Below are 25,946 nucleotides of genomic sequence, written 5' to 3'. Positions count from 1 at the left end.
TTAACTTAGGCATAAATGGTTTATAATAGAAGCAATACACTGCGAGGGATGATAAAGGATGGATTTACTGATCATTTCTACTATATTGGCCGTTTTTATGGGCTGCATCGTGCTGGTAGTAAGAATGAGAGCCTCCAGGAGGCCTGCATCTGCAAAAAAAATCATCTTGCCGCCGCTTTTTATGAGTACCGGAGCTCTCATGTTCGTTTTTCCTTTTTTTCGTGTAACGTTTGCGGAATTTTCGGAAGCGATCCTGGCAGGCATGTTTTTTTCGATATTCCTCATTAAAACAAGCAAGTTTGAAATCAGGGACAATGAAATTTATTTGAAGAGATCCAAGGCCTTTGCTTTCATACTAGTGGCGCTTCTCGCACTCCGGATTGGCTTGAAGTCTGTTTTAAGTTTATCCATTGATGTGGGAGCACTGAGCGGAATGTTCTGGATTCTGGCTTTTGGGATGATTGTACCCTGGAGGATTGCCATGTATGTATCGTTTAAGAAAATACAAAACCAGCTTAATCCGCCAAACAGTCAGGCGACTTAAAAAGCTGCAGCCGGTAACCCGGATGCAGCTCTTTTCTTTCTTAAAACATTGCTTTATAGGAACGGTGATCGATATTCTTTTCTTTCAGTCTTTTTATTAAGAATTTATGATCTCTTTTAGGTGTGGCCAGAATATAGCCTCTGATTACATGATCCTGAGTGATAAAAGAAGCTTTTTCGCTTAAGGCAAGCTCACCGATTTTGCCTGCAATTTTCTCCCTTGCCACATCCCTGAACAGTTCGGGAACTGGGGCAACTAATTCCTCTAACAGCTCTTTCTGCTGCTGCTCCCACAGATGGCGCGATTGGCTTATATAATGATCCTGCCAGTCCAAATCGGATTTCCCATCTTCTTTGGGCAGTCGCTTTAAGAATTTTCTGAACATAAAGTATCCGCCGATCGAGAGCATTCCGGCGAGGAAAAACACCCAAAATACGATAAACCATTGAAACCAGCCGTCCAGCATCATCCTTCACCCCAACTGTTTCCATTTATTCTTTTATTATACATGAAACGGGCTCAGTTTAGTGGCAAGCGCTTTATTTTCTTCAATTTGTGAAAGCCGTTCCCCGGGGACAGGGAAGGACATCAATTAGAGCGGCTTTGTCTCTGGGCTGCGGCTCCTCTTAAACGGGCAGGATCTTTCATGGGCCCTGAGGGAACCTGCGGAGAAGCTGTGCCGTTCGCAGATTCGGATGACACCGATTCCATATCAGGGCTGCCTTCTGCGGTTTTCGATGCAGTTACAGGTGAAATGTTCGCCGCATTGCCGAAATGGACAATACCTCCCGAAACCTCATTAATAACCAGGTTTTTAATATATACTCCCATTTGCTATCTCTCCTCCGGCTTTTTTCCATTATATGTACAGGCTTCATTCCATGTATAAGCATTTATCCAAAAATGGAAAAAAGCAGAGACAGGTCTCTGCTAAAGCTGAATAATTATCCTATCGTTCGTCCCGGCTTTTCCGGACTGTTCTTCCTTAGGCACATGGATTTCAAGAAAGCCATCCTGAAATTTCGCATTAAGCGTTCTGCTGTCTATTTCAAATGGGAGAAAAACCAGAGATTCAAGAAGCTTTCCATCACAGCATTCACTTTGGATGGTTAAGCTGCTGTGGTCTTTACTAATAACGAGCCGCTTAGGGAAAACCGTGCACAGGTCCGCTTCAATAATGTACTGATCGCTTATTTCGTATACATCTGTTCTGAACGAATTGGCCAGTCCGTCCGCATAAGGATCTTCCAAAAACTGAGCCAGCCATTGATCCAGCCCTTCAAAATCAGAAAGAGCGGGTCGTTTAGAATCACTCATTGCTGTCATACCCTCCATAAAAACCTTTCCATTATTTTTATTCAAGTGATTGATAAAAGTGAATGGAACAGGCCTATGAGAAGGAAAAAAATGATCGTGCTTTACATATCGTGTCCGCTATTATGCTTTTGGCGGGTATGGTTTCTGTTTTTTACTTTTTTTGACCCGCTTAATGGTTCGGGCTGGCCGGGCTGATCGCCTTTAGGCGCATTCTTTCTAATGTCCTTGCCTGTATTTTTGTTCGTCATGAATCTCGCCTCCTTGTCTGATTAGTTTTAGCCTCCGGGGAAGGAGTATTCATGCATACATTTGCCGTTGGAGGAAAAGATATGAGCAGTCAAACAGGTAAAGGAGAGAATAACGATGCCCTATCACAAAAACAAACAGCAGTCGTTTCAGGCTGCGCAGCAGGAAGCTGCTGAAACCGTTCACCATTATGAGCAAATGAATCCTTCGAGTGCTGATTATGGATCTCATCTAAAGCATTTAAAAGAAGAAATTAATGAAACGAATGCCCAAATACAAAATGCTCTCGAAAATGCAACGGAACATCAGAGGTCCCAGCTCGAGAAATTTCAGCATGATATCAACCGGATTGTATCGGAAATCAATAAGTCTGAATAAATGGAATGTCTGTCCAGTAAGTTCGTTTACTGTTCAATGCTTTCCGGGCTGATAAGCCTGACCAGCCCAATTAAAAGAAAGGCTTTGTTAAAGCATGGTGTTAATTTTTCACACCTGTCCGCCCAAGCATAAGCGAACGCCTGCAGCGGAAATCAACAGCCAAGTTTAAAAGAAAAAGACTTAAACCCCCGGTATGCCCGGGGGGATTTTTTATTCCAATATTTTCTCTCAAGCGGCCTTTTTAAACAGCCTCTGTATTATTGATTCTTTTTGCGTTTTTTGTTGTTTTGTCTTTGTTCTGCAGTCAGCGGTTCATTTTGATATTCTTCATTATAGCCGGCTCCTTGGCCTTGTGCACCGGCTGCGTTCATTCCTTCAATCAGGTGATTGGCTTTTCTTTTGGCCACTTCATTCACCCCCTTATACGAAAGTGTGTCCCTGCAAGCTGATTTGATGCAGAAGGTGCAATCCAGGCAAATTTTTATATTTTAGAAAAATAAAGAATTTTCTTTTCTATAAGATATCCTTATAATCATCAATAACATCATTGATATTTACTTATGTATAAAGTTGTATTAAGATTGAATTGTGAAGTTTGCAGCGGCGGTTTTAAGCCGCTTTCGACAGTTTTCTTTAAGGGGGAGTAACACATGGCAGAACAGCAGCAATTGAATAATCAGGATGTTTTTAAAGCTCGCAAATCCTTCGATTTAAGAGGGAAAACGTATCATTACTACTCTTTGAAAGCGCTTGAAGATGCAGGGATCGGCCAGGTTACGAAATTGCCGTATTCCATTAAAGTTCTTCTTGAATCTGTTTTGAGACAGGTCGATGGACATGTAATTAAAAAAGAGCACGTTGAGAACCTTGCCAAATGGGGCACAAGTGAGCAAAAAGATATTGATGTGCCTTTTAAGCCTTCCCGTGTTATCCTTCAGGATTTTACGGGCGTTCCGGCCGTGGTGGACTTGGCTTCCTTAAGAAAAGCAATGGCTGAAATGGGTGGGGATCCGGATAAAATTAATCCGGAAATTACTGTGGACCTCGTGATCGACCACTCCGTTCAAGTGGATAAAGCGGGAACGGAAGATGCCCTGCAATTTAACATGGAACTGGAATTTCAGCGAAATGCCGAAAGATATAAATTTTTAAGCTGGGCTAAAAAAGCCTTTGACAACTACCGTGCGGTACCGCCAGCAACCGGAATCGTCCATCAGGTAAACCTTGAATATCTGGCAAATGTTGTGCATGCTGCAGAAAAGGATTCCGAAACCATTGCGTATCCGGATTCTCTGGTCGGCACAGACTCCCATACTACGATGATCAACGGAATCGGTGTTTTAGGCTGGGGTGTAGGCGGAATCGAAGCTGAAGCGGGTATGCTTGGCCAGCCTTCTTATTTTCCAGTGCCTGAGGTAATCGGGGTAAAACTTACGGGGAAATTGCCGCAAGGTACAACTGCGACTGATCTCGCCCTCAAAGTAACCCAGGTTTTGCGCCAAAAAGGCGTAGTAGGAAAATTTGTCGAGTTTTATGGCCCGGGTGTGCCTGAGCTTCCTCTGGCAGACCGTGCAACCATCGCGAACATGGCACCGGAATACGGAGCGACATGCGGATTCTTCCCTGTTGATGGCGAAACGCTGAATTATCTTCGTCTAACAGGACGGGATGAGGATCAGATTGATCTCGTAGAAGCTTATTCAAAGGAAAACGATCTTTTCTATACGCCGGACAAAGTGGATCCAATCTTTACGGATGTTGTGGAAATTGATCTGGGCAGTATTGAGGCGAACCTTTCCGGACCAAAGCGCCCGCAGGATCTGATTCCCCTTTCTGAAATGAAAGAAACGTTCCATTCCCAGCTGGCGGCTCCATTCGGAAACCAAGGCTTCGGACTGGACGCGGAGGACCTTACTAAAGAAGTTCAGGTAACCCTTGCAAGCGGCGAGGAAACTGTAATGAAAACAGGTGCGATTGCGATTGCAGCGATAACGAGCTGTACCAATACCTCTAACCCATATGTATTGATCGGTGCCGGCCTGGTGGCGAAAAAAGCTGTTGAAAAAGGCCTTCAAGTGCCGTCATATGTCAAAACATCTCTTGCACCGGGATCAAAAGTTGTTACCGGATATTTGAATAATTCAGGTCTTATGCCTTACCTTGAACAGCTTGGCTTCAATACAGTCGGCTATGGCTGTACGACATGCATTGGAAACTCCGGCCCGCTTGCTGAAGAAATTGAAAAAGCAGTAGCGGACGCTGATTTGCTTATCACTTCTGTCCTCTCCGGAAACCGGAACTTTGAAGGCCGTATCCACCCGCTCGTGAAGGGCAACTACCTGGCATCTCCTCCGCTAGTCGTCGCTTATGCACTGGCAGGAACAGTGGATGTGGACCTTAAAAAGGATTCATTCGGAAAAGACAAAGATGGCAAGGATGTATTTTTCCATGATATATGGCCTACTTCAGAAGAAATCAAAGAAGTTGTGGCCAGAACGGTTACTCCAGAGCTTTTCCGCAAAGAGTATGACCGCGTGTTTGATGACAATGCCCGCTGGAATGAAATTGAGACGACAGATGAAGCACAATACGTATGGGATGAAAATTCCACATACATTCAGGCGCCAACATTCTTTGAAGGAATGTCTCCGGAGCCGGGTACCGTCAAACCTTTGACAGGACTTCGCATAGTCGGGAAGTTTGGAGATTCTGTTACGACAGATCACATTTCACCAGCCGGTTCGATTGGAAAGGATACTCCTGCCGGACGCTATCTGCAGGAAAAAGGGGTTTCACCAAGGGACTTTAATTCCTACGGTTCCCGCCGCGGTAACCATGAGGTAATGATGCGCGGAACTTTTGCCAACATCCGGATCCGCAATCAGATTGCACCGGGCACAGAAGGCGGATTTACAACCTATTGGCCGACAGGCGAAGTTACATCCATTTATGAAGCTTGCATGAAATACAAGCAGGATGGAACAGGGCTTATGGTGATCGGCGGAAAAGATTACGGCATGGGCAGCTCCCGCGACTGGGCAGCTAAAGGAACGACTCTTCTCGGGATCAAAACCGTGATTGCTGAAAGCTACGAGCGGATCCATAGAAGCAATCTTGTTCTTATGGGTGTGCTTCCTCTCCAGTTCAAAGAAGGAGACAGTGCAGAATCTCTTGGATTGACTGGCAAGGAAGTTTTTGAAGTGGCGATTGATGAATCTGTTAAACCGCGCGATTTTGTAGAAGTCCGTGCAACAGATGAAAACGGCAGTTCCATTGAGTTTGAAGCGCTTGTTCGTTTTGACAGTGAAGTCGAAATCGATTATTACCGACATGGCGGAATCCTGCCGATGGTATTGCGTGATAAATTAAAAGCATAAACAGGGTATGAAGGGGCTGACTCTTGAGGTCGAATTTATTTCGGCCGGAGAGTCACCTCTTTTTTTATCTGCTGGTGTTGGGGCATATAATGGGGATATCCCTCAAGGCATCAATCGGCTCTCATTTCTTCTTTTTTTGGCATTCGTATTATAGGAGCGGGTCAGGCCGGTTTAAGAAGAATAAGCGTCTGCAGCTTAAGTGAGAAATCCCAGAGGGTGTCCGGAAGCTAATGCCTTCCAGGACACCCTCTTTCTTTGTCGGGTCTGTCCTTATAGATGGTTTTAAAGTAAAATTATTGCATACATATAGTACAGACTACGGGAGAAGGGAAGAGCCATAATGAAACGGATTGCAGCCATTGCTGTATTAGCGGTACTGATCATCTCTGCTGCCTGGCAGGCTTTATGGCCAAAAGAACCTGAGGTCGGGCTTGATCAAGGGAACAAAGCGCCTGAATTCAGCCTGCCTCTGATCAATGGGAACGAAACACACCTTGCCGATTATAAAGGGAAAAAAGTGATTGTTAATTTCTGGGCTACGTGGTGCCCGCCATGTAAGGAAGAAATACCTGAATTTAAAGAAATTTCCGCAAAGCATTCGGATGATCTTGTTGTTTTGGCAATCAACTACACAGGTTCTGAAGCAAGTGAAGAGGCTGTAAGAACATTTGTTGACAGCCATGCAATGAAATTTCCTGTTTTAATGGATGTGAATTCAGAAGTGCTGAGCCAGTACGAAGTATTCAGTTATCCAACAACGTATTTTCTTGACGAGGAGGGCATCATTCAAAAAATCCAGAGAGGCATGGTGGACCGCGGAACCCTGGAGGAATTCGCTGACTCTTAACGAACCATACCCGCCTTCCTATGTATAAAAATCTGCAGACAGGGCGATACTGTCGCTAATACATATGGAGGTGAAGCTTTTGAGAAAAATCAAAAAGCTGTCATTCGAAGAATTAGTTATGGAAAACAAAAAAGAATTGCTGAAGGATGAAGCCTTTTTAAGCAAGATCGAAGATAAATTAGAACAGCGTTACAGTGAAAAATAAATTCATGAAACAGCCTCCTTCGGGCAAAATAAACACCGGAAGGAGGCTGTTTTTATGACCAATTCCAATGACAAGCAAAGCCATTTTACCCCTAATCATATTGGAACAAAATCAAGGGGATTTGGCGGAAATAAAGGCAAGAAAATGCAGGATAAGTCTAACCAGCATGCACAGGTAATACAAACAAAAGGCGAATAGCCGGAAATTTTGGAGGGTGAAAGCTATGGGATATAAGTCCAACCCGGATGACCGTTCAGATAATGTGGAAAAATTGCAGGATATGGTGCAGAACACCATTCAAAACATTGAAAAGGCTCATGAGTCAATGGGACTTGCAAACGAAGAAGAACGACACAGAATTCAAGAGAAAAACAAACGCAGGGAAGATTCGATTGCTGCCATGAGATCCGAAATTCAGGATGAGGCACATGCCCGTGAAAATGGATATAAATCCGAATGAAAGTAAGCCGGCTTTTGCCGGTTTTTTTCGTTGGCTTTGTTCGTACTTGGCATGGATTCTGTTTCGATCGAGTGCTGTACATATGTTAAATAAACTATGTTCCAAATAATCACATTGAGGCTTCTGTTTTTGTATGCCATTTTAAGCCGTGATAAAATATAAAACGGAATACATAAAGAATAAAGTTAGGAGAGAAGAGATGTTTACGTCGAGAACAGCAGTGGATGTAAGATATGCAGAGACGGACCAAATGGGAATCGTTTATCATGCCAACTATTTGGTCTGGATGGAAATAGGGAGAACGAGGCTAATTGAAGATCTCGGTTTTTCCTATGCCAAAATGGAGGAGGATGGAATTCTGTCGCCAGTGGTGGATTTACAGGTTGAATATAAAAAGCCGCTGAGATATGGCCAGAAGGCAGAGATTCATACAAGGGTGAAAGAATACACTGGCATCCGGGTCAGTTATGAATATGAAATGTTCACGCCGGATGGAGAATTGGCGATTAAGGCTTCCTCTTCACATGTCTGTGTGAAAAAAGAAACTTTTAGACCCATTAATATAAAAAAACATTTCCCCGATTGGGATGCAGCATACAGAAATGCTGCCGGAAGCGGGATGTAATGGCATTCGGCATTAAAAGAGAGGACCTTCAGCAGTGGAAGAGAGCTGTTGCAAGGGGGGAAATTGCATTTCTCACCCATTTTTGGCAAGATGACCGGTTTCCTGAAGCTAAATCAGTTACAAAAGCGGGCTGCAGCGATATCCGAAAGCTTGCTGACTGGGGAAAAGGCTTTGGACTTCAGGAGCAATGGATTGACAGCCGGAGTGATTTTCCTCATTTTGACTTAATGGGAGCTAAGCAGGCCGAAGTATTGATGCACTATAAAATGTACAAGACGATGCAAAAATTTAAAATTTATACTTAATTATTCAAGCATTATTCCGATTCAAACAGGACAGACGGGCCGGGACCGCCGGAAGGGTATCCCGGCCCGCTCTATGTCCTGCAGCATTGATCATCTCAGGATGGGAGAAAATAATATGCCGCGCAGGTCAACCAGTTCCCTCTTCATAATCAAAAACAGGCTCGTTACGCTCTGTGTCAAAATCCACAATCAAATCATTCCCATCGAAATACCAAAGGTCTTGTTCATTGACGTAAAATTTAATCCCCTCAGCCTCGGTAGACACCCCGGCTTCTTCCTTTTCTTCTTTTACAATACCAAGGCTAAAGCCCTTCTGGATTTTACTTGCACCCCCATACCGCACAAAAAAGCGGACAGAGTCTCCTGTCTCCAGCCGCAATTCTTCCTGATACCATTTGGCAGCCTGATCCTTTACTTTGATTTTCATGCAAGCTCCTCCTTTATCCATTGATTCCTACATTATAATCCATGAATGGCTGCAAACGCGAATGATTAGCCGAAAACAGCGTGCCAGAAAGGGAAAAGTACGGCTAATTTGAACATAAAAGCATCTATATTTATTTGATTAAACTATGTTCTAAATAACCATACAAATACAGTAAAAAATTTGAATGTGCTGTCAGAACATGCGGACTTTTGACATAACATATAGGTATTGTATAAGATTTGTATATAAAGTGTAGATAGGAGGGCCGTTCAAGATTATCAGCTCAATCAAAATAAAATAAAGGGAGAGAATCAGGATGAAAAAATTAGCTATGCTTGCAATCGTAATGGTATTTGCATTAATGGGAACAGCTGCAATGGCGGCAGAATCAAAGGATGCTATGGTTCGAATCGTACATGCTTCACCGGATGCTCCAGCTGTTGATGTAACGGTAGATGGCAATACTGTAGTAGAAGGAGCAGAGTTTAAAGCTGCTACTGAATTCATGGCTGTACCTGCTGGGGAACATAAAGTAGAAATCTTTGCAGCAGGAACCGTTGCAGACGGAGAGCCAGTTATTTCAGCTGATTTAACAGTAGAAGCCGGCAAAATGTATACGGCTGCTGCTGTCAATACCCTTGATAATCTTGAACTGCAAGTCCTGAATGACGATACGATGGTTTCAGAAGGAAAAGCTAAAATCCGTGTAGGCCATTTCTCTCCTGATGCACCGGCGGTGGATGTAGCGGTAAAAGACGGCGATGTGCTTTTCCCGGGCGCTGAATTTAAGGGAGTTACAGAATATATGGAAGTAGACCCTGGAAGCTATGATCTCGAAGTAAGAGCTGCCGGATCAATGGATGCGGTTTTGGATCTTTCAGGAACAGAGCTTAAAGAAAACATGACGTATACCGTTTTAGCTGTAGGTTTTCTTGAAAACGATCCTGCTCTTGATGCCATCGTATTAGAGGATCCAATGATGCCATCAGAAATGCCGAAAACAGGAATGGGCGGAGCCTCTGAAAGCCAAGCGCCTTGGGCTATGTTTGCAGCAGCAGCAGCTGGACTGGGAGCTTTAGTGATTTATGGGAAAAAGAAAAGCGCTCAGTAATGTTCTGCTTCTAGGCATCCTGGCAGGGTGCAGTTCGGCTGGAGAAGGAGCGGCAGATTTGACTGCGCCAGTGATAAGCGAACCGAAACCTGCCGCTTCTTTGAAATCTGCGGCAGCTTCCGACCAGCCGTCTCAGAGTGAGCAAGAGGGAATTGTCCCGGAATCAATCGAAATACCAAAGCTTGGAATCGTTACAGCTGTAGAGAAAACCGGACTGCTTGAAGACGGCTCGATGGGTGTTCCAGAAAAGGATGAGAATACAGCTTGGTACAAGCAGGGAGCAAAGCCCGGTGATTACGGAAATGCTGTCATTGCCGGTCATGTAGACAATAAAACAGGTCCGGCAGTCTTCTTTAAATTAAACAGTTTAAAGCCTGGGGATGAAGTTCTTATAACCGATGCAAAAGGGACGAAGCTGACTTTTATCGTTGAAAAGGCAGAAGCCTATCCTTATGATGACGCGCCAATTCAACAGATTTTCGGACCATCTGATCGGAAGGGCCTTAACCTGATCACCTGTACCGGAATTTATGACCAGTCGAAGAGAACACATCTAGAACGTCTCGTTGTTTATACTGTACTGAAAGATGAGCCGGCTTAACGGATTTGAAGAAGCAGAAGCAGAGGCTCTGCTTGTAATAGACCGCCAGAAGAATAACGAATGTGAAAAGCACTCAGAGCAACCCTCTGGGTGCTTTTTTCGTTAACCGGGAACGGGTGAGTATTCATGCTTCGCGGCATGATAAATCTTTACATAACGCACTGAAACTAACATAGCTTACTTGAATGATGAAATTAAACTATGTGCTAAATAATCACTATAAACCTAAACCCGTAATAAAATAAACAATCAATAAAGTTACAAATAAGCCTCGAGACTTACTGCAAAATATGGCCGGAGCTCATTATGAGAAAAACACCGGCAAGGTAAGATAAGAACATGAAGGGAGGAGGAAATCTATGAAGAAAACAGGGTTAGTACTGGCAGGAGTGGCTGCAGCCATCATTTTACTGGCAAACACCGGACACATCATCGGCTTGGCCATAAGTGCAGTCATCCTTTATTTCGCCTTTAAAGGATTTATGAAAACCGATTCAGCAGGAAAAAAAGTTTTTTGGGCTATTGTCGGGCTCATCGCATTGAGCGCTTCCGCCGCAAATTTACCGGCAATCTTCGGTCTGGCAGCCTTATATGTTCTCATCAAAATTGTGAGAAGCTTAAAAGAAACGAAGCAGAATCCAAAAGCAAAAACGGATGATCCATTTGAAAATTTTGAACGCCAATGGGCAGACTTAACCAAATCCAAATAAGAAAGGCTTGAATGGAAAATGTCAAATTTATTTACACGAATGAAAGACAGCATTTCGGCAGATCTGCACGCCATCCTTGATCATAAAGAAGAAAAGAACCCAATTTCTATGCTGAATCAGTACTTAAGAGAATGCGAGAAAGAAACGGAAAATGTAAGATCTCTTGTGGAAAGACAGTATAAGCTTAAGGATGAATTTCAGAGGGAGCTTCAGGATGCAGGCAGGATGGCTGCTAAACGAAAGCATCAGGCAGAAGTGGCAGAACGGGCGGGGGAACGGGAACTGATGCAATTTGCTTTAAAAGAACATGAACAATATACGGAACGGGAACAGCGGCTCACTCTTGCTACCCAGGAGGCTTCAAGCCAGCTTGAAAACCTGGAGCAAAAATATGAAGAAATGAAACACAAGCTGAAGGACATGAATTTAAGAAGGCTTGAGCTGATGGGAAGAGAAAATACAGCCCGGGCTCAGGCGAAAATGAACACTGTTCTTCATTCTTCTGAGAGATCGTACGCATCCCAGGCCCGATTTGACGAAATGGAGCGCTATATTGACCGTCTCGAATATCAGGTCCAAACCAATTATTACAGAAGCACGATTGATGCCAAAACAGAGGCCCTTGAAAAAGGGTTAGAGCTGGAAAAAACCAATACTCCATCCTGAATAAACGTGGTATTCTAATTAAAAAGGCGCAGCTATGCGCCTTTTTCACAATAAGGAGGCGATTGCCATTTTCTCTAAACTGCCAACCGAAACCATCAATCTGTTCCTGCTCACCGGCATCGCCCTATTATTGCTTGAGTTCACGTTTCATGATGGGGGAACTGTCTTTTTTCTTTTACTTACAATCGGCTGCATCTATTACGGACGTAAAAATATGCTGCGCACCCGGGGCAAATTTATCTTCTGGTTTGGTGTGATCTTCTTTTCTTTCACCCTCTTAAATACGCTGGCCTTTAAATTTCTGATTTTAGCCGTTTTGGGCTATACCATTTATCAATATGTGAAAAGCCATAAAGACAAGTCTGTGATTAATCCTCAAATGAAAGTCAGGCTGGAAAAGGAAACGCCTGAAACCATTGTTGTTCATAAGCCGCTAATCGGTAATTTTCTGTTCGGCAATCAAGCAACTCCGGAAGACATTTACGAATGGCAGGACATTGCCATTCAAACCGGGATAGGGGATACAGTCATAGATTTAACCAATACTGTTTTGCCTAAAGGAGAAGCCGTTATTTTTATCCGTGGTTTTATAGGAAATGTTCAGATTTTTATTCCCTATGACATGGAAATCTCTTTAAAGCACTCCGTCGGTGCAGGGGCAGTGAACGTGCTCCATTTCAAGGAACCGAGAACGGTTAATAAAATGATCTTCATCGAGACCGAAGGCTATACAGAAGCAAAAGAAAAGGTGAAAATCTGCACCGCTCTGCTTGCAGGGGATCTTGAGGTGAAACGGAAATGAGCATTTTGGTGCGAAGTTTGTTCTCCGGGATGATTTTGGCTTTTCTTATTTTTGCCGCACTTTTCAGTGTTTGGTTTATGGCTTTCCCTCCTGCTAACTGGGCTATTTTATGGGAAAGAGAGGTTGCAGACCTGCCGTTCATTTTATTTGCCCTGCTCATATGCTTGGGACTTGGTTTGCTTTATGGACTTTTTTCAGGTGCAGGCTTTAAAAAGCAGCTTAAATTGATGGACAGCTATCTGCAGGAACTCGAGAGCGGCAAGCATTCTAATGTCCATTTCGATCTGTCTGCAGCACCCGAAGTAAAACAGATTTGGAGCCGCCTCAGCAGGCTGGGCAAAAAGCAAACGGAGCAGATCAAACTCTTTCAGAAAACAGCAAATCAAAAAGCCGAGCATTATGAAAAACAAGTACAGGCGATGGTTTCCCTCGAAAGACAGAGGCTGGCCCGTGAACTTCATGATTCAGTAAGCCAGCAGCTCTTTGCAGCTTCTATGCTGATGTCTGCAATCAACGAAGGAGATGGCGATTCTGAAACTGCAGCAAAGCAAATGAAGCTGACTGAACAAATGATCCACCAGTCCCAGCTGGAAATGAGGGCGCTGCTGCTTCACCTTCGGCCGGCTGCTCTTAAAGGCAAAACATTGAAAGAGGGCATTGAAGAACTTCTGTCTGAACTGATACATAAAGTTCCTTTGGAGGTCCATTGGAAGCTTGAGCCGTTTACAATGGCTAAGGGAGTAGAGGACCATCTGTTCCGTATCTTGCAGGAATCAGTATCCAATACCCTGAGACACGCGAAAGCAGAGCAGCTGGATGTCCTTCTTATCAAAAGAGAACAATTGGCAATCCTGCGGATAACTGATGATGGAGTCGGATTTAAGATCGATCAGACGAAAGCCGGCTCATACGGGCTGCAGAACATTAGAGAAAGGGCTGCAGAGCTTGGAGGACTTGTAAAGATCCTCAGTCTGCCTAACAGGGGGACCCGGCTTGAGGTAAGAATCCCTCTGCCTGAAATGCCTGAAGCAGAAACAGGAGGGGAAATGGAATGATACGGGTATTATTTGCAGATGATCACGAAATGGTAAGAATCGGTGTGTCATCCTATTTAAATGCACAGCCGGATATTGAAATCATCGGCGAAGCAGAGGATGGAGGCGAGGCCTGCAGCATGGCCTTGGAGTTAAAGCCTGACATCATCCTGATGGATCTTGTGATGAAGGAAATGGACGGAATTGAAGCAACACGGATGATTATTGAAAAATGGCCGGAAGCGAAAATCATTATTGTGACCAGCTTCCTTGATGACGAGAAAGTGTACCCGGCTCTTCAGGCCGGAGCATCAAGCTATATGCTGAAAACTTCAAAAGCAAGCGAAATTGCAAGAGCCATCCGGGAGACTCACAGGGGCCAGTCAGTCCTGGAACCGGAAGTGACCGGAAAAATGATGCAGAGAATGAGACAGCCTAAAGGTGTCAGACTTCACGATGAGCTGACAGCCAGAGAAATGGAAATATTGCTGTTAATGGCTCAGGGCAAATCCAATCAGGAAATGGCTGATGAGCTCTTCATTGCAATCAAGACGGTTAAAGTTCATGTCAGCAATATTTTAAGTAAGCTGGAAGTCCATGACAGAACTCAGGCTGTTATTTATGCCTTTAAAAACGAGCTGGTCCAATAAAAAATGAGCCTGGTTAAAGGGCTCATTTTTTATCTTCTGCCGGTGACAGAACATGCTCGCGGATTGATTGGTTCAGCTTCGGATCCACATCTTTCAGAATACGGACGCGGTAATCCTTTTTGTTGCGGTTTGTTACGAGAGTCGGAATAAAGTCCGGCTCTACGATGCTGACCTCTGCGGACCCGCCATCCGAATTTTTTGTAAAAGGGATCTGCACAATCCCTCCTATGTCTTTATAGTCCCTTTCCTGTCCGGAAAGAAAGTTTCCTAAAGAATAAATGACGAGGGTTTTTTCTCCTTTGCTGTTCGTGATCCACTCTATTGGCTGAAGGACATGCGGGTGATGGCCGATAATAACATCGGCTCCATCCTCTGCTAATTGAGCTGCAAGAAGTTTCTGCTCCTCATTAGGGTATCGCTGATATTCCGCTCCCCAATGCATGCTGACAATGACACAGTCAGATAAAGCCTTCATTTCCCGAATATCTTTTTGTATCTTCTCCTGTTCAATATAGTTAACTAAAAAGGGCTTTCCTTCAGGAATCTGAATGCCATTGGTCCCGTACGTGTAGGCGAGAAAGCCGAATCTGATTCCATTTTTGTTCAGAACCCGGTGGGTTTCTGAATCCTTTTCGTTCTTGTAGGCCCCCACGTAGGGCAAATTGTTTTCTTCATAGTAACCAATGGCGCTGTAAATGGCTTTTTCACCTCTGTCGAGTGTATGATTGTTGGCCATGCTCACAATATCAATTCCAGCTTCAATCAGTGCATCGCCTGCTTCCTGAGGTGTATTAAAAGAGGGATAGGAGGAGAGCCCGATTGACGAACCTCCTAAAATCGACTCCTGATTAATGAACGCCAGGTCTGCGCTTTCAAAATACGGGCGGACTTCCTCAAGCATCGGCCGGAAATCATATTGGTCTTTTCCGGTTTCGGCATCCTTATATACAGGTCCATGAATTAGAAAGTCTCCCGCTGCGGATAAGGTTACGGAGGATTGAAAGGGCTTATGAATGGGGGAATATCCGCTTAGCGGCATATCTTGGATGGAGTAATCAGGGTCCTGCTGATCAGGTCTAAGCACGATGGGGCTGACAGCAGCCAGAATAAGTAAAAGAATGATGCCGGTTATGATTGATTTTTTCATGATACCGATCCTTATCTAATGTCATATTTTGCATGTATGTATGCTTCTCTATCATATCGGAAAGCAGCGGAAATTAAAAGACAGAAAAAAGCTGCCTCCATAGTTGGCTAAGGCAGCATCTTTGACTTCTCATAACGGTGTTAAACGGCTTTTTTGCCAAAACGGACCTTAGGTTCTGTCCCGTTTTTAATCCTGCTGATATTGGCTCTGTGGCGGTAAATAACAAATCCGGTAAGCACACAGGTTACTGCTATAAGCCATACATCCCCCAGAATGACGGAAAATACTACCGCATACAATCCAGAGAGCATGGAAGAAAGAGATACATATTTGGTTACAAGCAGCAAAATAAAGAAAAACGCCAGCATGGTGATAAAAAGGACAGGTGCGTAAAACAGCAGGACACCGCCTGAGGTTGCTACAGCTTTTCCGCCTTTAAACCTGGCAAAGACTGGATACATATGTCCGATGACGGCAAAAATTCCGGCGAGGAGCGGGTGGAAATCACTTCCGAACCAGAGAGGGACGGAGGCGGCGGCGGTTCCTTTTAAAATATCAGAAATCGTGACAATCAATCCGGCCTTCACGCCAAGGGTCCTGAAGGTATTGGTTCCTCCCAGATTCCCGCTTCCATGTTCCCGTATATCAATTCCGTAGCCTGCTTTGCCGACAATGAGGCCGGAGGGAATGGAACCAAGCAAATATGCAATAATAATAATGGCAGCTATAATCATGAACGTCCGTACTCCTTTAAATGCAGCTAAGATTATGTATAGTTTATCATGATACGTCCTGTACCACTAGCTGACATGAAAAATCTTTTAGACTCTGAATTTGCTTTCATCCTCTGTTCGTCTATACAATAAAGAAAAGGGGTGAGGTTAAATGATTAAGAATCCTTCAAGAGATGAAATCGGACGTATACTAAAAGAGAACAAGAGAATCGCTGTAGTAGGATTATCAGCCGATCCTGACCGCACTTCCTATATGGTCAGCAAGGCTATGCAGGAAGCAGGGTATGAGATTATCCCTGTTAATCCAATGATTGAAGAGGCGCTGGGAGTGAAGGCAGTGCCAGATCTGATGAGCATACAAGGACCTGTGGATATCGTGAATGTTTTCAGAAGATCCGAGTTCCTGCCGGAAATTGCGGAAGACTTCCTTAAGACGGATGCCAAGATTTTTTGGTCGCAGCTGGGCGTTGTCCATGAAGACACATTCGAGATGCTAAAAGAAAAAGGCTGCACGGTCATAATGGACCGATGCATAAAAGTAGAGCATGCCATAACGAAGTAGAGAGGAGAGGGCTCTCTCCATTATGATGAGCGGGCCCTCTGCCATTTCTCCTCTTGAGTCCCCACCTGAAACCCTCAAATGAAAGGATTTAAGCCGCTTTTTATAGAAAATTCGAGCCTCCTTACAAATTTAGGTTTGCGAAATACAGCGGAAAAGATAAAATAGTGCTTGGACACATTCCTTTTCATGAAAAATTTTCTAGTTTGAAAAGGAGTGAAAGGAGCGTTTGTTCGCCTTCATTCAGGGTGCGCCTTGTATTTTGGTGAATTCATGCGGTACAATACAGAAACACACGTTCTCATTCGGGATATTGGAAGCGGATGGCTGAAAGGAGTACAAGTCTTTGGTAAAGCAGCAATTTGATTACAACGATGATGCCATACAAGTGCTGGAGGGACTGGAGGCAGTCAGAAAAAGACCGGGGATGTATATCGGCAGCACAGACAGCAGGGGACTGCATCATTTGGTCTATGAAATCGTAGATAACTCAGTGGATGAGGCATTGGCAGGTTTCGGTGATGAAATCATAGTGACCATTCACAAAGATAATAGCATTTCTGTTAAAGATAAGGGGCGTGGAATGCCTACAGGGATGCATAAAATGGGCAAACCAACGCCTGAGATAATATTGACGGTTCTTCACGCCGGAGGAAAATTCGGCCAGGGGGGATATAAGACGAGCGGAGGCCTTCATGGAGTTGGGGCGTCTGTTGTGAATGCCCTCTCAGAATGGCTCGTCGTATCCATCTGCCGGGATGGGACGATTTATGAGCAGCGCTTTGAAAATGGGGGAAAACCTGTCACGACACTTGAACGGAAGGGCAAAACGAACAGAACCGGAACGACCATTCATTTTAAGCCGGACCCGGTTATTTTCAGCGCCACCGTTTACAACTTTGAAACACTTAGTGAGAGGCTGAGGGAATCTGCATTCCTGCTCAAGGGCTTTAAAATCAGGCTAAAAGATGAGAGGGATCAGCTTGAAGAAACCTACTACTATGAAACCGGAATCGAGGCGTTTGTAGAATATCTGAATGAAGAGAAAGATTCCCTGAATCCGGTTGTTTCTTTTGAAGGCATACAGAATGGCATTCACGCCGAATTTGCTTTTCAGTTTAATGACGGCTATTCGGAAAACATTCTTTCTTTTGTAAACAATGTCCGTACAAAAGACGGCGGCACCCACGAGGCTGGAGCAAAAACAGCCATGACCAGAGCTTTCAATGAGTACGCGAGAAAAGCCGGACTTCTTAAGGAAAAGGATAAGAACCTTGAAGGCTCGGACATACGCGAAGGCCTATCTGCAATCGTTTCCGTACGCATCCCTGAGGAACTCCTTCAATTTGAAGGACAGACAAAAGGAAAGCTTGGAACGAGTGAAGCAAGATCTGCGGTAGATGCCATCATTTCTGAGAATCTTTCCTATTTCCTTGAAGAAAATCCGGACATCAGCACCTTGCTTGTGAGAAAGTCCATTAAGGCGTATCAGGCCAGGGAAGCAGCCCGGAAAGCACGTGAAGAGGCAAGGAGCGGCAAAAAAAGAAAGCGTTCGGAAACCTCTCTCAGCGGAAAACTGACCCCTGCCCAATCCCGGAACCCGCAGCGTAATGAGCTGTATTTGGTGGAGGGGGATTCTGCCGGCGGTTCTGCCAAACAGGGCCGGGACCGAAAATTCCAGGCTGTGCTTCCCTTGAGGGGAAAGGTCATTAATACGGAAAAGGCGAAGCTTCAGGATATTTTTAAAAATGAAGAAATCAATACCATCATCCACGCCATCGGGGGCGGAGTCGGGGCGGAGTTCCTCGTTGAAGATATCAACTATGATAAAGTCGTCATCATGACAGATGCCGATACGGATGGTGCCCATATCCAGGTGCTGATCCTTACCTTCTTTTACCGGTACATGAAGCCGCTAATAGAGGCGGGCAAGGTTTTTATCGCTCTTCCTCCACTCTATAAAGTGAGCAAAGGAACCGGCAAAAAAGAAGTGGCGGAATATGCCTGGTCAGATGAAGAGCTCAAAACGGTTCAGAAGCGGGTCGGAAGAGGGACCATTATTCAGCGCTATAAGGGACTTGGTGAAATGAATGCAGATCAGCTCTGGGAGACGACCATGAATCCGGAAACGCGCACGCTGATCCGGGTGAGGATTGATGATGCAGCGAGGGCTGAGCGCAGGGTTACCACCCTTATGGGAGATAAAGTAGAACCGCGGAGAAAATGGATTGAGCGGAATGTCGCATTTGGCCTTGACGATGAAAGCAACATTCTGGAAAACGAAAACTTGTCGGTCGCAGAGGAGGATTAATCTATGGCGCTTACAGAAAAATTTCATGATTTGCCATTAGAAGAAGTATTAGGCGACCGTTTCGGACGTTACAGCAAATACATTATACAGGACCGAGCGCTTCCTGATGTCAGGGACGGTTTGAAGCCGGTTCAAAGACGAATCCTTTATGCCATGTATGCAGAGGGAAACACCCAGGATAAAGGATTCAGAAAATCAGCCAAAACGGTCGGAAATGTCATCGGGAATTATCATCCTCACGGAGATTCGTCTGTGTATGAAGCGATGGTAAGGATGAGCCAGGACTGGAAGGTGCGGAATCTGCTGGTGGAAATGCACGGCAACAACGGCAGCGTAGACGGAGACCCCCCTGCTGCCATGCGGTATACAGAAGCCCGCCTTTCCGCAATCGCTTCAGAACTGCTTCGGGATATTGACAAAGAAACCGTAGAATTTATTCCAAACTTTGATGACACAAGTGCAGAACCGGTTGTACTGCCCGCCAAATACCCGAACCTGCTCGTTAATGGTTCCACCGGCATCTCAGCGGGGTATGCAACGGATATCCCGCCTCATCATCTTGGAGAGGTCATTGACGCTGTAATTAAACGCATCGATGATCCTGAATGTACTGTAGAGGATCTGATGGAGGTCATTAAAGGACCTGATTTTCCGACAGGCGGAATCATCCAAGGGTTAGAGGGCATTAAAAAAGCGTATGAAACAGGAAGAGGAAAAATCATTATCCGCGGAAAAGCCGGTATTGAAACCGTAAAAGGCGGAAGACAGCAAATTGTGATTACAGAAATCCCATTTGAAGTCAACAAAGCAAACCTTGTGAAAAAGATGGATGAGTTCAGGATTGAACGCAAGGTTGAAGGAATATCAGAGGTGCGGGATGAAACAGACCGTACCGGACTCCGCATCGTCATTGAATTGAAAAAAGACGCTAATGCGGAAGGCGTTCTGCATTACCTTTACAAAAACAGCGATCTTCAAATTCCATATAATTTTAACATGGTCGCAATCGCTGGCCGCAGACCTACCCTGATGACGCTCACTGGAATTTTGGATGCTTATATTACGCATCAGCGGGAAGTTATTACAAACCGTTCCATATATGAGCTTCGCAAGGCAAAAGAGCGCCAGCACATCGTTGAAGGCCTTATCAAGGCACTTTCGATCCTGGATGAGGTGATCGCCGTTATCCGCAGCTCATCGGATAAACGAAATGCGAAGGAAAACCTTATTTCATCCTTTGATTTTACAGAACCCCAGGCTGAAGCCATTGTTACGTTGCAGCTTTACCGGCTCACCAATACGGATATCACAGCGCTCAGGCAAGAGGCTGAAGAGCTGGATAAAAAAATAATGGAACTCGAAGCTATTTTGAATGACGAAAAGACGCTGTTTAGAGTCATTAAAACAGATTTGAAGAAATTAAAGAAAACCTACTTAGATGACCGGCGTTCTTTGATAGAGGCCGAGATTGAGGAAATAAAAATCAACCTTGAAGTAATGGTCGCTTCAGAAGATGTAATCGTCACCGTCACAAAGGATGGGTATATTAAGAGGACGAGCCAGCGGTCGTTTTCCGCTTCGAGCGGGCAGGAATTCGGCATGAAGGAAAAAGACCGCCTGATCACACAGCTTGAGATGAACACAAAGGATGTTTTGCTTCTGTTTACGAATAAAGGAAGCTACTTGTACTGTCCTGTTCACACACTTCCTGATATACGATGGAAGGATCTTGGACAGCATATTGCCAACATCATCCCAATTGAACGAGATGAAACCATTATTAAAGCCATTCCCGTGAAAGAGTTTACGGAGCACCATTATTTGCTGTTCATTACGAAAAACGGGATGGTGAAGCGGACTGAGCTTACCGCTTATAAAGCACAGCGGTATTCCAAGCCGCTTGTAGCCCTGAACCTGAAAAATGATGACGAATTAGTGGATCTGCATCTGACAGACGGCCAAGCCGACCTTTTTCTTACGACCCATCTCGGATACGGATTATGGTTCGGTGAAGAGGAAGCCGGGCTTGTTGGAGCGAGAGCAGCAGGAGTTAAGGGAATCGGCCTGAAACCTGGTGATCATGTCATCAGCGGCCAGGTATTTGCTAAAAACACTGCCCCGTCTCTGCTCATTGTTACCCATCGGGGAGCCGTTAAACGAATGGATTTAACTGCTGAGTTCGACCGCTCCTCCAGAGCAAAGCGGGGCCTGATCATGCTCAGGGAACTAAAGAAAAACCCTCACCGCCTGACTGCGGCGTTCGTAACAGCTAAGGATGTAATGGTGTGTATCAAGACAGCAAAAGGCCAGATCGAAATGGTCCGATCCAGTTCCTATCGAAATAATGACCGCTACAGCAATGGCTCCTTTGCAGTAGATGAGCAGGAAGCTGGCAGTGTATCAGAAGTCTGGACAAATGACTGGATTTCTGAGAATTGAGTAAAAAGCCTGGATTTTTCAGGCTTTTCTTTCTTTGTTAATGTTTTTACAAAAAGCTGGTGCCTAGAAAAGCAGACAGTTTGGATGAGGGGTAAGGAGCACTTTAGCCCGAAAACCGGATCGTTTTTTTAAAGTAAGCGTTTCCCTTCTTTCCGTATAGGGAATAAATGGGGAAAGGCTTTTGAGAGGAGGGAAACTGTGAATCGGATCCATGCCTGTGATAAAAACAAAAGAAATTGTGTTTCTACGTTTAACAAAGAAAAACCTCAGCACATTAAGCCAGTGAGCTATTCTGAAGAAGAGCAGACCGCCATGCACCTTATGAAGGAACTGCTGCAATCGATGAAAAGGGTTACTGTTAAGGAAGAAGATTCGGTCTTTATCCGCTGCGTTTTTGTTTCAAAATGGTTTAAGTTCAAAGACGATGTTGAAATCTGGTTTGATTCTGAAAATAAGAAGATTCATATAAAATCTTCTTCCCGGACCGGGTATTCGGATTTTGGAGTAAACAAACGAAGAGCGGAGCACATTCTGCAAAGCTATGTAAAAAAAGAAGAACAGCACAATTCGCGCGCTGTCCCTCAGTAGTTTCTATTTATCTGAGAAATAATCCACAAACGCATGGAAGATTTCGGTTCCATGATAATACATCAGGGTCACAGCTGAAAGTGAAAAACCGGAAATCATGATTGCTCTTAACCAGGACATACGGTACGCCCCCTTTGCATAAACTAAAGCCTAAATTTGAAGGGTTCGTGTTCGAATGCTCGAAAATAAGAGGAATGGTAAAAAACAGCCAAAAGGAAGACCTTCAGCAAACCTCTTCGTCTAAACTCAATCACACCTGCGCTTATAATGATTAGGATGAGGAATTTTACCGGGAGGTGTGCCAGGGTATGTACGGGTGCAGCTTCCAGTCATCCAGTCCGTTTGATGGATGCCATTCAGTTCCATGAACAGCCGGCTCTTCAATCATTTCGGACGAAGCAGGATCACAGTAATGGCCGTGATTGTTTGCAGTAAGAACCACGTAGAGGGAAAGCCAAAGAATTGCCGTTACATACCTGAACATATCCGACACCTCCTGTATCCTTAGTTTAGCAAGGGTACCAGGAGGTGAAAAGAAAATAATTTATACAAAAAGCATTCTTTTGGTATAATATATAAGTCTCATGATAGGTTTCCTTACATGGGGATTACATTTTGGAGGGTTACTATGGAGTTTATTAATACGTTATTTTATGGATATTATGATCTGCTTTGGGGAAATCTCCTAATCTACATGCTTATCGGGTTAGGTTTGTTTTTTACCATTCGTTCAAGGTTTATTCAGGTTCGTTTTTTTGGAGAAATGATCCGTTTGCTCGGAGATAAAAATATGCTTTCCGGTGAAGGGGGAAAAGGGGTTTCTTCTCTTCAGGCATTTTTTATCAGTGCCGCTTCCCGAGTCGGAACAGGTAATATTGCAGGTGTAGCCATCGCCATTGCAGCGGGAGGTCCCGGTGCGGTTTTTTGGATGTGGGTGATTGCCCTGATCGGAATGGCGACCGCTTTTGTAGAAAGTACACTTGCTCAAGTTTATAAAGTAAAGGACGGCGATCAATTCCGCGGCGGCCCGGCCTATTATATGGAAAAAGCACTCGGACAGCGCTGGATGGGAATCCTATTTGCCATTCTAATCACGCTATGCTTCGGTTTGATCTTCAATGCGGTTCAGGCTAACACCATCGCGCTCGCTTTTGAAGAAGCTTTTGCTTTTAACAAGTTCTTAATGGCCGGTATTTTGGTAATCCTTACCGCCCTCGTTATATTCGGCGGACTAAAGCGGATTGTCGCAGCAACACAGCTGATTGTACCTGTCATGGCCGGATTGTATATTTTAGTAGCCTTGTTTGTTGTCATTATGAACATTACGCAAATTCCTGCCATTTTCAGTTCAATTGTAGCCTCTGCGTTCGGTCTTCAGGCAGCTGCCGGAGGAGCTGTCGGGGCTGCTTTAATGAACGGGATCAAGCGGGGACTGTTTTCCAATGAGGCGGGAATGGGGAGTGCACCGAACGCGGCTGCTACGGCTCATGTTTCCCATCCTGCAAAACAGGGTTTTATCCAGTCACTCGGGGTGTTTTTTGATACGATCCTAGTATGCAGCGCAACAGCATTCTTGATTTTGCTGTATGATTTGACACCAAATGCTGAATTAGAAGGCATCCAGCTCACTCAGGCAGCTCTTAGTGAACACATTGGGAGCTGGGCTCAGGTTTTCCTTGCTGTATGTATCTTCCTATTTGCTTACAGCTCTATTATCGGGAATTATTATTATGGGGAAACGAACATTGAATTCCTTAACCGCGGCAAAGTATGGCTTTATGTGTACCGCTTTGCTGTTCTGATCATGGTTGTATTCGGCTCTGTCTCCGGTTTTCAGCTCGTATGGGATCTGGCGGATGTTTTCATGGGAACGATGGCGATCGTCAACCTCGTGGCCATTGCTCTGCTTTCAGGAATCGCCATGAAAGTATTGGCTGATTATAACAAGCAAAGGAAAGAAGGACTGGACCCTGTTTTTACAAAGCAATCGGTACCGGGCTTGAAAAATATTGAATCGTGGGATGAAACCGCATCTCCAAAAAAATAATGCAAAAAATGCGCTGTTTCTTTTATGAGACAGCGCATTTCTGTTTATAAAAGCCGGAATCGTGGAAAAATGCTTTAGAATAAATTGGTTTTACCTTTAGAAAGCAGGTTTTCGCATGTTTAAAATTACGAATCTCACATTTAAAGATATACTGCGTATTGAACAAATGGCAATTGAAAAAGGAAAGGTCACCAGCATTATTGGTGAGAGCGGAGCAGGTAAATCCACGCTGCTGAAAATGCTGAATCTCCTTCTTTCCCCTGATAGTGGCTCCATTACTTATGAAGGTCAGGAACTGACAGCGCGCAGCCCCATCACCCACAGAAGGGAAGTGGTTATGCTCGGCCAGCAGCCTGTCATTTTTGAGGGATCCATTAAAGACAACCTTGAAATTGGCAGAAAGTTTTCCGGAAAAGACCCGTCAGATGAGGATACACTGAAAGAGGCACTGGCCTTCGTGAAGCTTGATAAGGAGCTGGATCAGTCTGCAGAGGAATTGTCTGGCGGTGAAAAGCAAAGACTTGCTCTGGCAAGAGTTTATTTAATGGAGCCTGAATGCTTTTTGCTGGATGAACCGACATCCTCACTCGATGACGGGACTGAAGATGAAATCATTAACCGGTTTATAGAGATGGTTAAAGGCAAAACGGTCATTATGGTCACACATTCTAATGATATAGCTGAACGATACAGCGATCAGGTCATAACGTTAAGAAAACAAAAGAAGGGTACACACGATGAAGGATAACATGATCAACATTGACTTATGGAGGCTGATTGCTGCCTATTCATTTATTGTCCTGCTCCTTTTCATTGTAAAGCGAAGGGGGATTAGGCGGGAGTGGAAGATACTCTTTGCCACTGCAAGAATGACCGTTCAGCTCGTTTTAGTCGGTTATCTGTTAACATACATATTTGAACGGCCAAACCCTTTTATCTCCATTCTCATAGTCTTAATCATGGAGACGTTTGCGGTGATAAACATCTTTCGGCAGGTGGGAGAGAAGCTATCCAGCAAGCTGAAACTCTCGATTGCTGTCTCCATGCTGGCTGGATCGATCGCCAGTCTGCTTTTCTTCAACTTTATCGTCGTTCATTTTGAACCATGGTATGAACCGCGGTATTTTATTCCGATTGCCGGAATGATTATTGGCAATTCGATGACAGGATTGACGCTTGGCGTGAAAAACATGACCGAGGGAATGAAGAAACAGAAACACGTTGTAGAAGGGGCACTGATGCTTGGAGCAAAGCCTGAAGAAGCCTCCAGGACTATTGTAAATTCCGCCTTCGATTCTGCAATATTGCCTACATTAAACAATATGCTCGGGATGGGAATTGTCTTTCTTCCAGGCATGATGACAGGTCAGATTCTCGCAGGCGCAAGCCCCTTAGTAGCCATTGAGTATCAGATTGTCGTTTTGCTGAGCATTACGGGGAGTACAGCTTTATGTGTGCTGTTATTTATTCGTCTCGGTACGAAGCTTTTTTTCAATAAATGGGCACAGCTTGTTATTGATCAGGAATAGCTTATAACCCCCGGACTATGGTTCGGGGTTGTTATAAATAAGGAATAGCAAGGTTAATATCCATATCAAGAACCCTAAATTGAAACATAATTGAAACATAGCAGTATGAAAACGCGGAAAAAATCAAACGAGCTGTTGAAGGAAAGAAGAGAATGAAAAAACATCTCAAAGTTACTATAAATAAGAAGCATTACGATTAGTAACAAGGTAAGGTACTGCAGGTGCATAGTAAATTGTATATTGACTTATGAACATGAAAAACAAGAGAATAAATAACTGATGCACAG

At 44.4% G+C, this 25,946-nt stretch carries 32 protein-coding genes; 23 read left to right on the top strand and 9 right to left on the bottom strand.

All coding sequences use genetic code 11. The features are described 5' to 3' along the window. The first annotated feature begins 58 nt into the window (after window positions 1-58). Window positions 59-544 (top strand): CcdC family protein, encoded by a 486-nt coding sequence (locus ACQCVE_RS03105; RefSeq protein ID WP_426844327.1) that lies wholly within the window; start codon window positions 59-61, stop codon window positions 542-544. Between the two features lie 40 nt (window positions 545-584). Here the strand turns inward: ACQCVE_RS03105 and ACQCVE_RS03100 are convergent, their stop codons facing one another. The 4 genes from ACQCVE_RS03100 to ACQCVE_RS03085 form a co-directional block, all read right to left on the bottom strand. Then, window positions 585-1,010 carry a DUF2621 domain-containing protein gene (locus ACQCVE_RS03100; RefSeq protein WP_426844590.1) on the bottom strand — a complete coding sequence of 142 codons (426 nt, stop codon included), beginning with the start codon at window positions 1,008-1,010 and terminating at the stop codon, window positions 585-587. Window positions 1,011-1,132: 122 nt separating this feature from the next. Beyond that, entirely contained in the window at window positions 1,133-1,375 is a 243-nt protein-coding gene (locus ACQCVE_RS03095) for a spore germination protein (RefSeq protein WP_426844326.1), read from the bottom strand. Window positions 1,376-1,474: 99 nt separating this feature from the next. Continuing rightward, window positions 1,475-1,861 carry a hypothetical protein gene (locus tag ACQCVE_RS03090; RefSeq protein WP_426861578.1) on the bottom strand — a complete coding sequence of 129 codons (387 nt, stop codon included), beginning with the start codon at window positions 1,859-1,861 and terminating at the stop codon, window positions 1,475-1,477. Window positions 1,862-1,962: 101 nt separating this feature from the next. Beyond that, window positions 1,963-2,109: a small acid-soluble spore protein P gene (locus ACQCVE_RS03085; protein ID WP_426844324.1), complete on the bottom strand. Its 147-nt coding sequence runs from the start codon at window positions 2,107-2,109 to the stop codon at window positions 1,963-1,965. A 115-nt stretch (window positions 2,110-2,224) separates the two neighbouring features. Here ACQCVE_RS03085 and ACQCVE_RS03080 point away from each other — a divergent pair, with 115 nt between their 5' ends. Further along, window positions 2,225-2,485, top strand: a complete 261-nt coding sequence (locus ACQCVE_RS03080; protein WP_426844323.1) for a hypothetical protein — start codon at window positions 2,225-2,227, stop codon at window positions 2,483-2,485. Between the two features lie 257 nt (window positions 2,486-2,742). Here ACQCVE_RS03080 and sspO read toward each other — a convergent pair whose 3' ends face one another. Continuing rightward, window positions 2,743-2,892, bottom strand: coding sequence for a small acid-soluble spore protein O (sspO, locus tag ACQCVE_RS03075; RefSeq protein ID WP_426844322.1), 150 nt, complete (start codon window positions 2,890-2,892; stop codon window positions 2,743-2,745). Between the two features lie 243 nt (window positions 2,893-3,135). Here sspO and acnA point away from each other — a divergent pair, with 243 nt between their 5' ends. The 7 genes from acnA to ACQCVE_RS03040 all read left to right on the top strand — a co-directional run bounded on the left by acnA (window position 3,136) and on the right by ACQCVE_RS03040 (window position 8,304). Continuing rightward, window positions 3,136-5,862, top strand: coding sequence for an aconitate hydratase AcnA (acnA, locus tag ACQCVE_RS03070; protein WP_426861577.1), 2,727 nt, complete (start codon window positions 3,136-3,138; stop codon window positions 5,860-5,862). 340 nt (window positions 5,863-6,202) lie between these two features. Next, window positions 6,203-6,709, top strand: a complete 507-nt coding sequence (locus ACQCVE_RS03065) for a peroxiredoxin family protein (RefSeq protein WP_426861575.1) — start codon at window positions 6,203-6,205, stop codon at window positions 6,707-6,709. 70 nt (window positions 6,710-6,779) lie between these two features. After that, a complete protein-coding gene (locus ACQCVE_RS03060) occupies window positions 6,780-6,914 on the top strand; it encodes an FbpB family small basic protein (RefSeq protein ID WP_426861771.1) in 135 nt (44 codons plus the stop codon). Between the two features lie 54 nt (window positions 6,915-6,968). Beyond that, window positions 6,969-7,112 carry an acid-soluble spore protein N gene (locus ACQCVE_RS03055; RefSeq protein WP_426844319.1) on the top strand — a complete coding sequence of 48 codons (144 nt, stop codon included), beginning with the start codon at window positions 6,969-6,971 and terminating at the stop codon, window positions 7,110-7,112. A 25-nt stretch (window positions 7,113-7,137) separates the two neighbouring features. Then, the gene (gene tlp / locus ACQCVE_RS03050) at window positions 7,138-7,374 is read left to right on the top strand and encodes a small acid-soluble spore protein Tlp (protein ID WP_426844318.1); all 237 of its coding nucleotides are present in this window, start codon (window positions 7,138-7,140) and stop codon (window positions 7,372-7,374) included. Between the two features lie 199 nt (window positions 7,375-7,573). Beyond that, window positions 7,574-7,999, top strand: coding sequence for an acyl-CoA thioesterase (locus tag ACQCVE_RS03045; protein ID WP_426861573.1), 426 nt, complete (start codon window positions 7,574-7,576; stop codon window positions 7,997-7,999). Further along, window positions 7,999-8,304 (top strand): hypothetical protein, encoded by a 306-nt coding sequence (locus ACQCVE_RS03040; RefSeq protein ID WP_426861571.1) that lies wholly within the window; start codon window positions 7,999-8,001, stop codon window positions 8,302-8,304. The genes ACQCVE_RS03045 and ACQCVE_RS03040 overlap by 1 nt, the downstream gene beginning before the upstream one ends. A 127-nt stretch (window positions 8,305-8,431) precedes the next feature. Here ACQCVE_RS03040 and ACQCVE_RS03035 read toward each other — a convergent pair whose 3' ends face one another. Then, the gene (locus ACQCVE_RS03035; RefSeq protein WP_426844315.1) at window positions 8,432-8,731 is read right to left on the bottom strand and encodes a HesB/YadR/YfhF family protein; all 300 of its coding nucleotides are present in this window, start codon (window positions 8,729-8,731) and stop codon (window positions 8,432-8,434) included. A 316-nt stretch (window positions 8,732-9,047) separates the two neighbouring features. Between ACQCVE_RS03035 and ACQCVE_RS03030 the strand changes: the two genes are divergently transcribed. The 7 genes from ACQCVE_RS03030 to ACQCVE_RS03000 all read left to right on the top strand — a co-directional run bounded on the left by ACQCVE_RS03030 (window position 9,048) and on the right by ACQCVE_RS03000 (window position 14,305). Then, a complete protein-coding gene (locus ACQCVE_RS03030; RefSeq protein WP_426844314.1) occupies window positions 9,048-9,842 on the top strand; it encodes a DUF4397 domain-containing protein in 795 nt (264 codons plus the stop codon). After that, window positions 9,817-10,443 (top strand): class F sortase, encoded by a 627-nt coding sequence (locus ACQCVE_RS03025; RefSeq protein WP_426861569.1) that lies wholly within the window; start codon window positions 9,817-9,819, stop codon window positions 10,441-10,443. Before ACQCVE_RS03030 ends, ACQCVE_RS03025 begins: the two co-directional genes overlap by 26 nt. A 359-nt stretch (window positions 10,444-10,802) precedes the next feature. Beyond that, window positions 10,803-11,153 carry a flagellar basal body rod protein gene (locus tag ACQCVE_RS03020; protein ID WP_426861567.1) on the top strand — a complete coding sequence of 117 codons (351 nt, stop codon included), beginning with the start codon at window positions 10,803-10,805 and terminating at the stop codon, window positions 11,151-11,153. Window positions 11,154-11,171: 18 nt separating this feature from the next. Next, entirely contained in the window at window positions 11,172-11,819 is a 648-nt protein-coding gene (locus ACQCVE_RS03015; protein WP_426861566.1) for a PspA/IM30 family protein, read from the top strand. 34 nt (window positions 11,820-11,853) lie between these two features. Next, a complete protein-coding gene (gene liaF / locus ACQCVE_RS03010) occupies window positions 11,854-12,621 on the top strand; it encodes a cell wall-active antibiotics response protein LiaF (RefSeq protein ID WP_426861564.1) in 768 nt (255 codons plus the stop codon). Next, window positions 12,618-13,676: a sensor histidine kinase gene (locus ACQCVE_RS03005; protein WP_426861563.1), complete on the top strand. Its 1,059-nt coding sequence runs from the start codon at window positions 12,618-12,620 to the stop codon at window positions 13,674-13,676. Before liaF ends, ACQCVE_RS03005 begins: the two co-directional genes overlap by 4 nt. Then, complete coding sequence (locus ACQCVE_RS03000) at window positions 13,673-14,305, top strand: response regulator (protein WP_426861561.1); 633 nt, start codon at window positions 13,673-13,675, stop codon at window positions 14,303-14,305. The genes ACQCVE_RS03005 and ACQCVE_RS03000 overlap by 4 nt, the downstream gene beginning before the upstream one ends. A 22-nt stretch (window positions 14,306-14,327) precedes the next feature. Here the strand turns inward: ACQCVE_RS03000 and ACQCVE_RS02995 are convergent, their stop codons facing one another. After that, entirely contained in the window at window positions 14,328-15,452 is a 1,125-nt protein-coding gene (locus ACQCVE_RS02995) for a CapA family protein (protein ID WP_426861559.1), read from the bottom strand. Window positions 15,453-15,592: 140 nt separating this feature from the next. After that, window positions 15,593-16,186, bottom strand: a complete 594-nt coding sequence (gene plsY / locus ACQCVE_RS02990) for a glycerol-3-phosphate 1-O-acyltransferase PlsY (RefSeq protein ID WP_426844306.1) — start codon at window positions 16,184-16,186, stop codon at window positions 15,593-15,595. A 151-nt stretch (window positions 16,187-16,337) separates the two neighbouring features. Here plsY and ACQCVE_RS02985 point away from each other — a divergent pair, with 151 nt between their 5' ends. The 4 genes from ACQCVE_RS02985 (at window position 16,338) to ACQCVE_RS02970 (ending at window position 22,083) form a co-directional block, all read left to right on the top strand. Then, window positions 16,338-16,748 carry a CoA-binding protein gene (locus ACQCVE_RS02985; protein WP_426861558.1) on the top strand — a complete coding sequence of 137 codons (411 nt, stop codon included), beginning with the start codon at window positions 16,338-16,340 and terminating at the stop codon, window positions 16,746-16,748. Window positions 16,749-17,091: 343 nt separating this feature from the next. Then, window positions 17,092-19,056 carry a DNA topoisomerase IV subunit B gene (parE, locus tag ACQCVE_RS02980; protein WP_426844304.1) on the top strand — a complete coding sequence of 655 codons (1,965 nt, stop codon included), beginning with the start codon at window positions 17,092-17,094 and terminating at the stop codon, window positions 19,054-19,056. A 3-nt stretch (window positions 19,057-19,059) separates the two neighbouring features. Then, a complete protein-coding gene (parC, locus tag ACQCVE_RS02975; protein ID WP_426844303.1) occupies window positions 19,060-21,495 on the top strand; it encodes a DNA topoisomerase IV subunit A in 2,436 nt (811 codons plus the stop codon). Window positions 21,496-21,693: 198 nt separating this feature from the next. Beyond that, window positions 21,694-22,083 carry a DUF1499 domain-containing protein gene (locus ACQCVE_RS02970; RefSeq protein WP_426844302.1) on the top strand — a complete coding sequence of 130 codons (390 nt, stop codon included), beginning with the start codon at window positions 21,694-21,696 and terminating at the stop codon, window positions 22,081-22,083. Between the two features lie 286 nt (window positions 22,084-22,369). Here ACQCVE_RS02970 and ACQCVE_RS02965 read toward each other — a convergent pair whose 3' ends face one another. Continuing rightward, complete coding sequence (locus tag ACQCVE_RS02965; protein WP_426844301.1) at window positions 22,370-22,567, bottom strand: hypothetical protein; 198 nt, start codon at window positions 22,565-22,567, stop codon at window positions 22,370-22,372. Between the two features lie 144 nt (window positions 22,568-22,711). On the opposite strand from ACQCVE_RS02965, the gene ACQCVE_RS02960 reads away from it, so the two are divergent. From ACQCVE_RS02960 to ACQCVE_RS02950, 3 genes are all read left to right on the top strand, one after another. Further along, window positions 22,712-24,130, top strand: coding sequence for an alanine/glycine:cation symporter family protein (locus ACQCVE_RS02960; protein ID WP_426861556.1), 1,419 nt, complete (start codon window positions 22,712-22,714; stop codon window positions 24,128-24,130). A gap of 115 nt (window positions 24,131-24,245) precedes the next feature. Next, window positions 24,246-24,878 (top strand): ABC transporter ATP-binding protein, encoded by a 633-nt coding sequence (locus ACQCVE_RS02955; protein ID WP_426861554.1) that lies wholly within the window; start codon window positions 24,246-24,248, stop codon window positions 24,876-24,878. Beyond that, window positions 24,868-25,659 (top strand): ABC transporter permease, encoded by a 792-nt coding sequence (locus ACQCVE_RS02950; protein ID WP_426861552.1) that lies wholly within the window; start codon window positions 24,868-24,870, stop codon window positions 25,657-25,659. Before ACQCVE_RS02955 ends, ACQCVE_RS02950 begins: the two co-directional genes overlap by 11 nt. Window positions 25,660-25,946: the final 287 nt, after the last annotated feature.

The organism is Metabacillus sp. 113a (genome assembly GCF_050107635.1).
Taxonomy (GTDB): Bacteria; Bacillota; Bacilli; order Bacillales; family Bacillaceae; genus Metabacillus_B.
The sequence above is the reverse complement of the archived record's forward strand: the minus strand, read 5'-3'. Positions and strand labels throughout refer to the sequence as shown.

Bases quoted from the DNA above. Each gene is read 5' to 3' on its own strand.
- ACQCVE_RS03105 (WP_426844327.1), top strand. From the start codon at position 59: ATGGATTTACTGATCATTTCTACTATATTGGCCGTTTTTATGGGCTGC.
- ACQCVE_RS03100 (WP_426844590.1), bottom strand. From the start codon at position 1,010: ATGCTGGACGGCTGGTTTCAATGGTTTATCGTATTTTGGGTGTTTTTC.
- ACQCVE_RS03095 (WP_426844326.1), bottom strand. From the start codon at position 1,375: ATGGGAGTATATATTAAAAACCTGGTTATTAATGAGGTTTCGGGAGGT.
- ACQCVE_RS03090 (WP_426861578.1), bottom strand. From the start codon at position 1,861: ATGAGTGATTCTAAACGACCCGCTCTTTCTGATTTTGAAGGGCTGGAT.
- ACQCVE_RS03085 (WP_426844324.1), bottom strand. From the start codon at position 2,109: ATGACGAACAAAAATACAGGCAAGGACATTAGAAAGAATGCGCCTAAA.
- ACQCVE_RS03080 (WP_426844323.1), top strand. From the start codon at position 2,225: ATGCCCTATCACAAAAACAAACAGCAGTCGTTTCAGGCTGCGCAGCAG.
- acnA (WP_426861577.1), top strand. From the start codon at position 3,136: ATGGCAGAACAGCAGCAATTGAATAATCAGGATGTTTTTAAAGCTCGC.
- ACQCVE_RS03065 (WP_426861575.1), top strand. From the start codon at position 6,203: ATGAAACGGATTGCAGCCATTGCTGTATTAGCGGTACTGATCATCTCT.
- ACQCVE_RS03055 (WP_426844319.1), top strand. From the start codon at position 6,969: ATGACCAATTCCAATGACAAGCAAAGCCATTTTACCCCTAATCATATT.
- tlp (WP_426844318.1), top strand. From the start codon at position 7,138: ATGGGATATAAGTCCAACCCGGATGACCGTTCAGATAATGTGGAAAAA.
- ACQCVE_RS03045 (WP_426861573.1), top strand. From the start codon at position 7,574: ATGTTTACGTCGAGAACAGCAGTGGATGTAAGATATGCAGAGACGGAC.
- ACQCVE_RS03040 (WP_426861571.1), top strand. From the start codon at position 7,999: ATGGCATTCGGCATTAAAAGAGAGGACCTTCAGCAGTGGAAGAGAGCT.
- ACQCVE_RS03035 (WP_426844315.1), bottom strand. From the start codon at position 8,731: ATGAAAATCAAAGTAAAGGATCAGGCTGCCAAATGGTATCAGGAAGAA.
- ACQCVE_RS03030 (WP_426844314.1), top strand. From the start codon at position 9,048: ATGAAAAAATTAGCTATGCTTGCAATCGTAATGGTATTTGCATTAATG.
- ACQCVE_RS03025 (WP_426861569.1), top strand. From the start codon at position 9,817: ATGGGAAAAAGAAAAGCGCTCAGTAATGTTCTGCTTCTAGGCATCCTG.
- ACQCVE_RS03020 (WP_426861567.1), top strand. From the start codon at position 10,803: ATGAAGAAAACAGGGTTAGTACTGGCAGGAGTGGCTGCAGCCATCATT.
- ACQCVE_RS03015 (WP_426861566.1), top strand. From the start codon at position 11,172: ATGTCAAATTTATTTACACGAATGAAAGACAGCATTTCGGCAGATCTG.
- liaF (WP_426861564.1), top strand. From the start codon at position 11,854: ATGCGCCTTTTTCACAATAAGGAGGCGATTGCCATTTTCTCTAAACTG.
- ACQCVE_RS03005 (WP_426861563.1), top strand. From the start codon at position 12,618: ATGAGCATTTTGGTGCGAAGTTTGTTCTCCGGGATGATTTTGGCTTTT.
- ACQCVE_RS03000 (WP_426861561.1), top strand. From the start codon at position 13,673: ATGATACGGGTATTATTTGCAGATGATCACGAAATGGTAAGAATCGGT.
- ACQCVE_RS02995 (WP_426861559.1), bottom strand. From the start codon at position 15,452: ATGAAAAAATCAATCATAACCGGCATCATTCTTTTACTTATTCTGGCT.
- plsY (WP_426844306.1), bottom strand. From the start codon at position 16,186: ATGATTATAGCTGCCATTATTATTATTGCATATTTGCTTGGTTCCATT.
- ACQCVE_RS02985 (WP_426861558.1), top strand. From the start codon at position 16,338: ATGATTAAGAATCCTTCAAGAGATGAAATCGGACGTATACTAAAAGAG.
- parC (WP_426844303.1), top strand. From the start codon at position 19,060: ATGGCGCTTACAGAAAAATTTCATGATTTGCCATTAGAAGAAGTATTA.
- ACQCVE_RS02965 (WP_426844301.1), bottom strand. From the start codon at position 22,567: ATGTTCAGGTATGTAACGGCAATTCTTTGGCTTTCCCTCTACGTGGTT.
- ACQCVE_RS02960 (WP_426861556.1), top strand. From the start codon at position 22,712: ATGGAGTTTATTAATACGTTATTTTATGGATATTATGATCTGCTTTGG.
- ACQCVE_RS02955 (WP_426861554.1), top strand. From the start codon at position 24,246: ATGTTTAAAATTACGAATCTCACATTTAAAGATATACTGCGTATTGAA.
- ACQCVE_RS02950 (WP_426861552.1), top strand. From the start codon at position 24,868: ATGAAGGATAACATGATCAACATTGACTTATGGAGGCTGATTGCTGCC.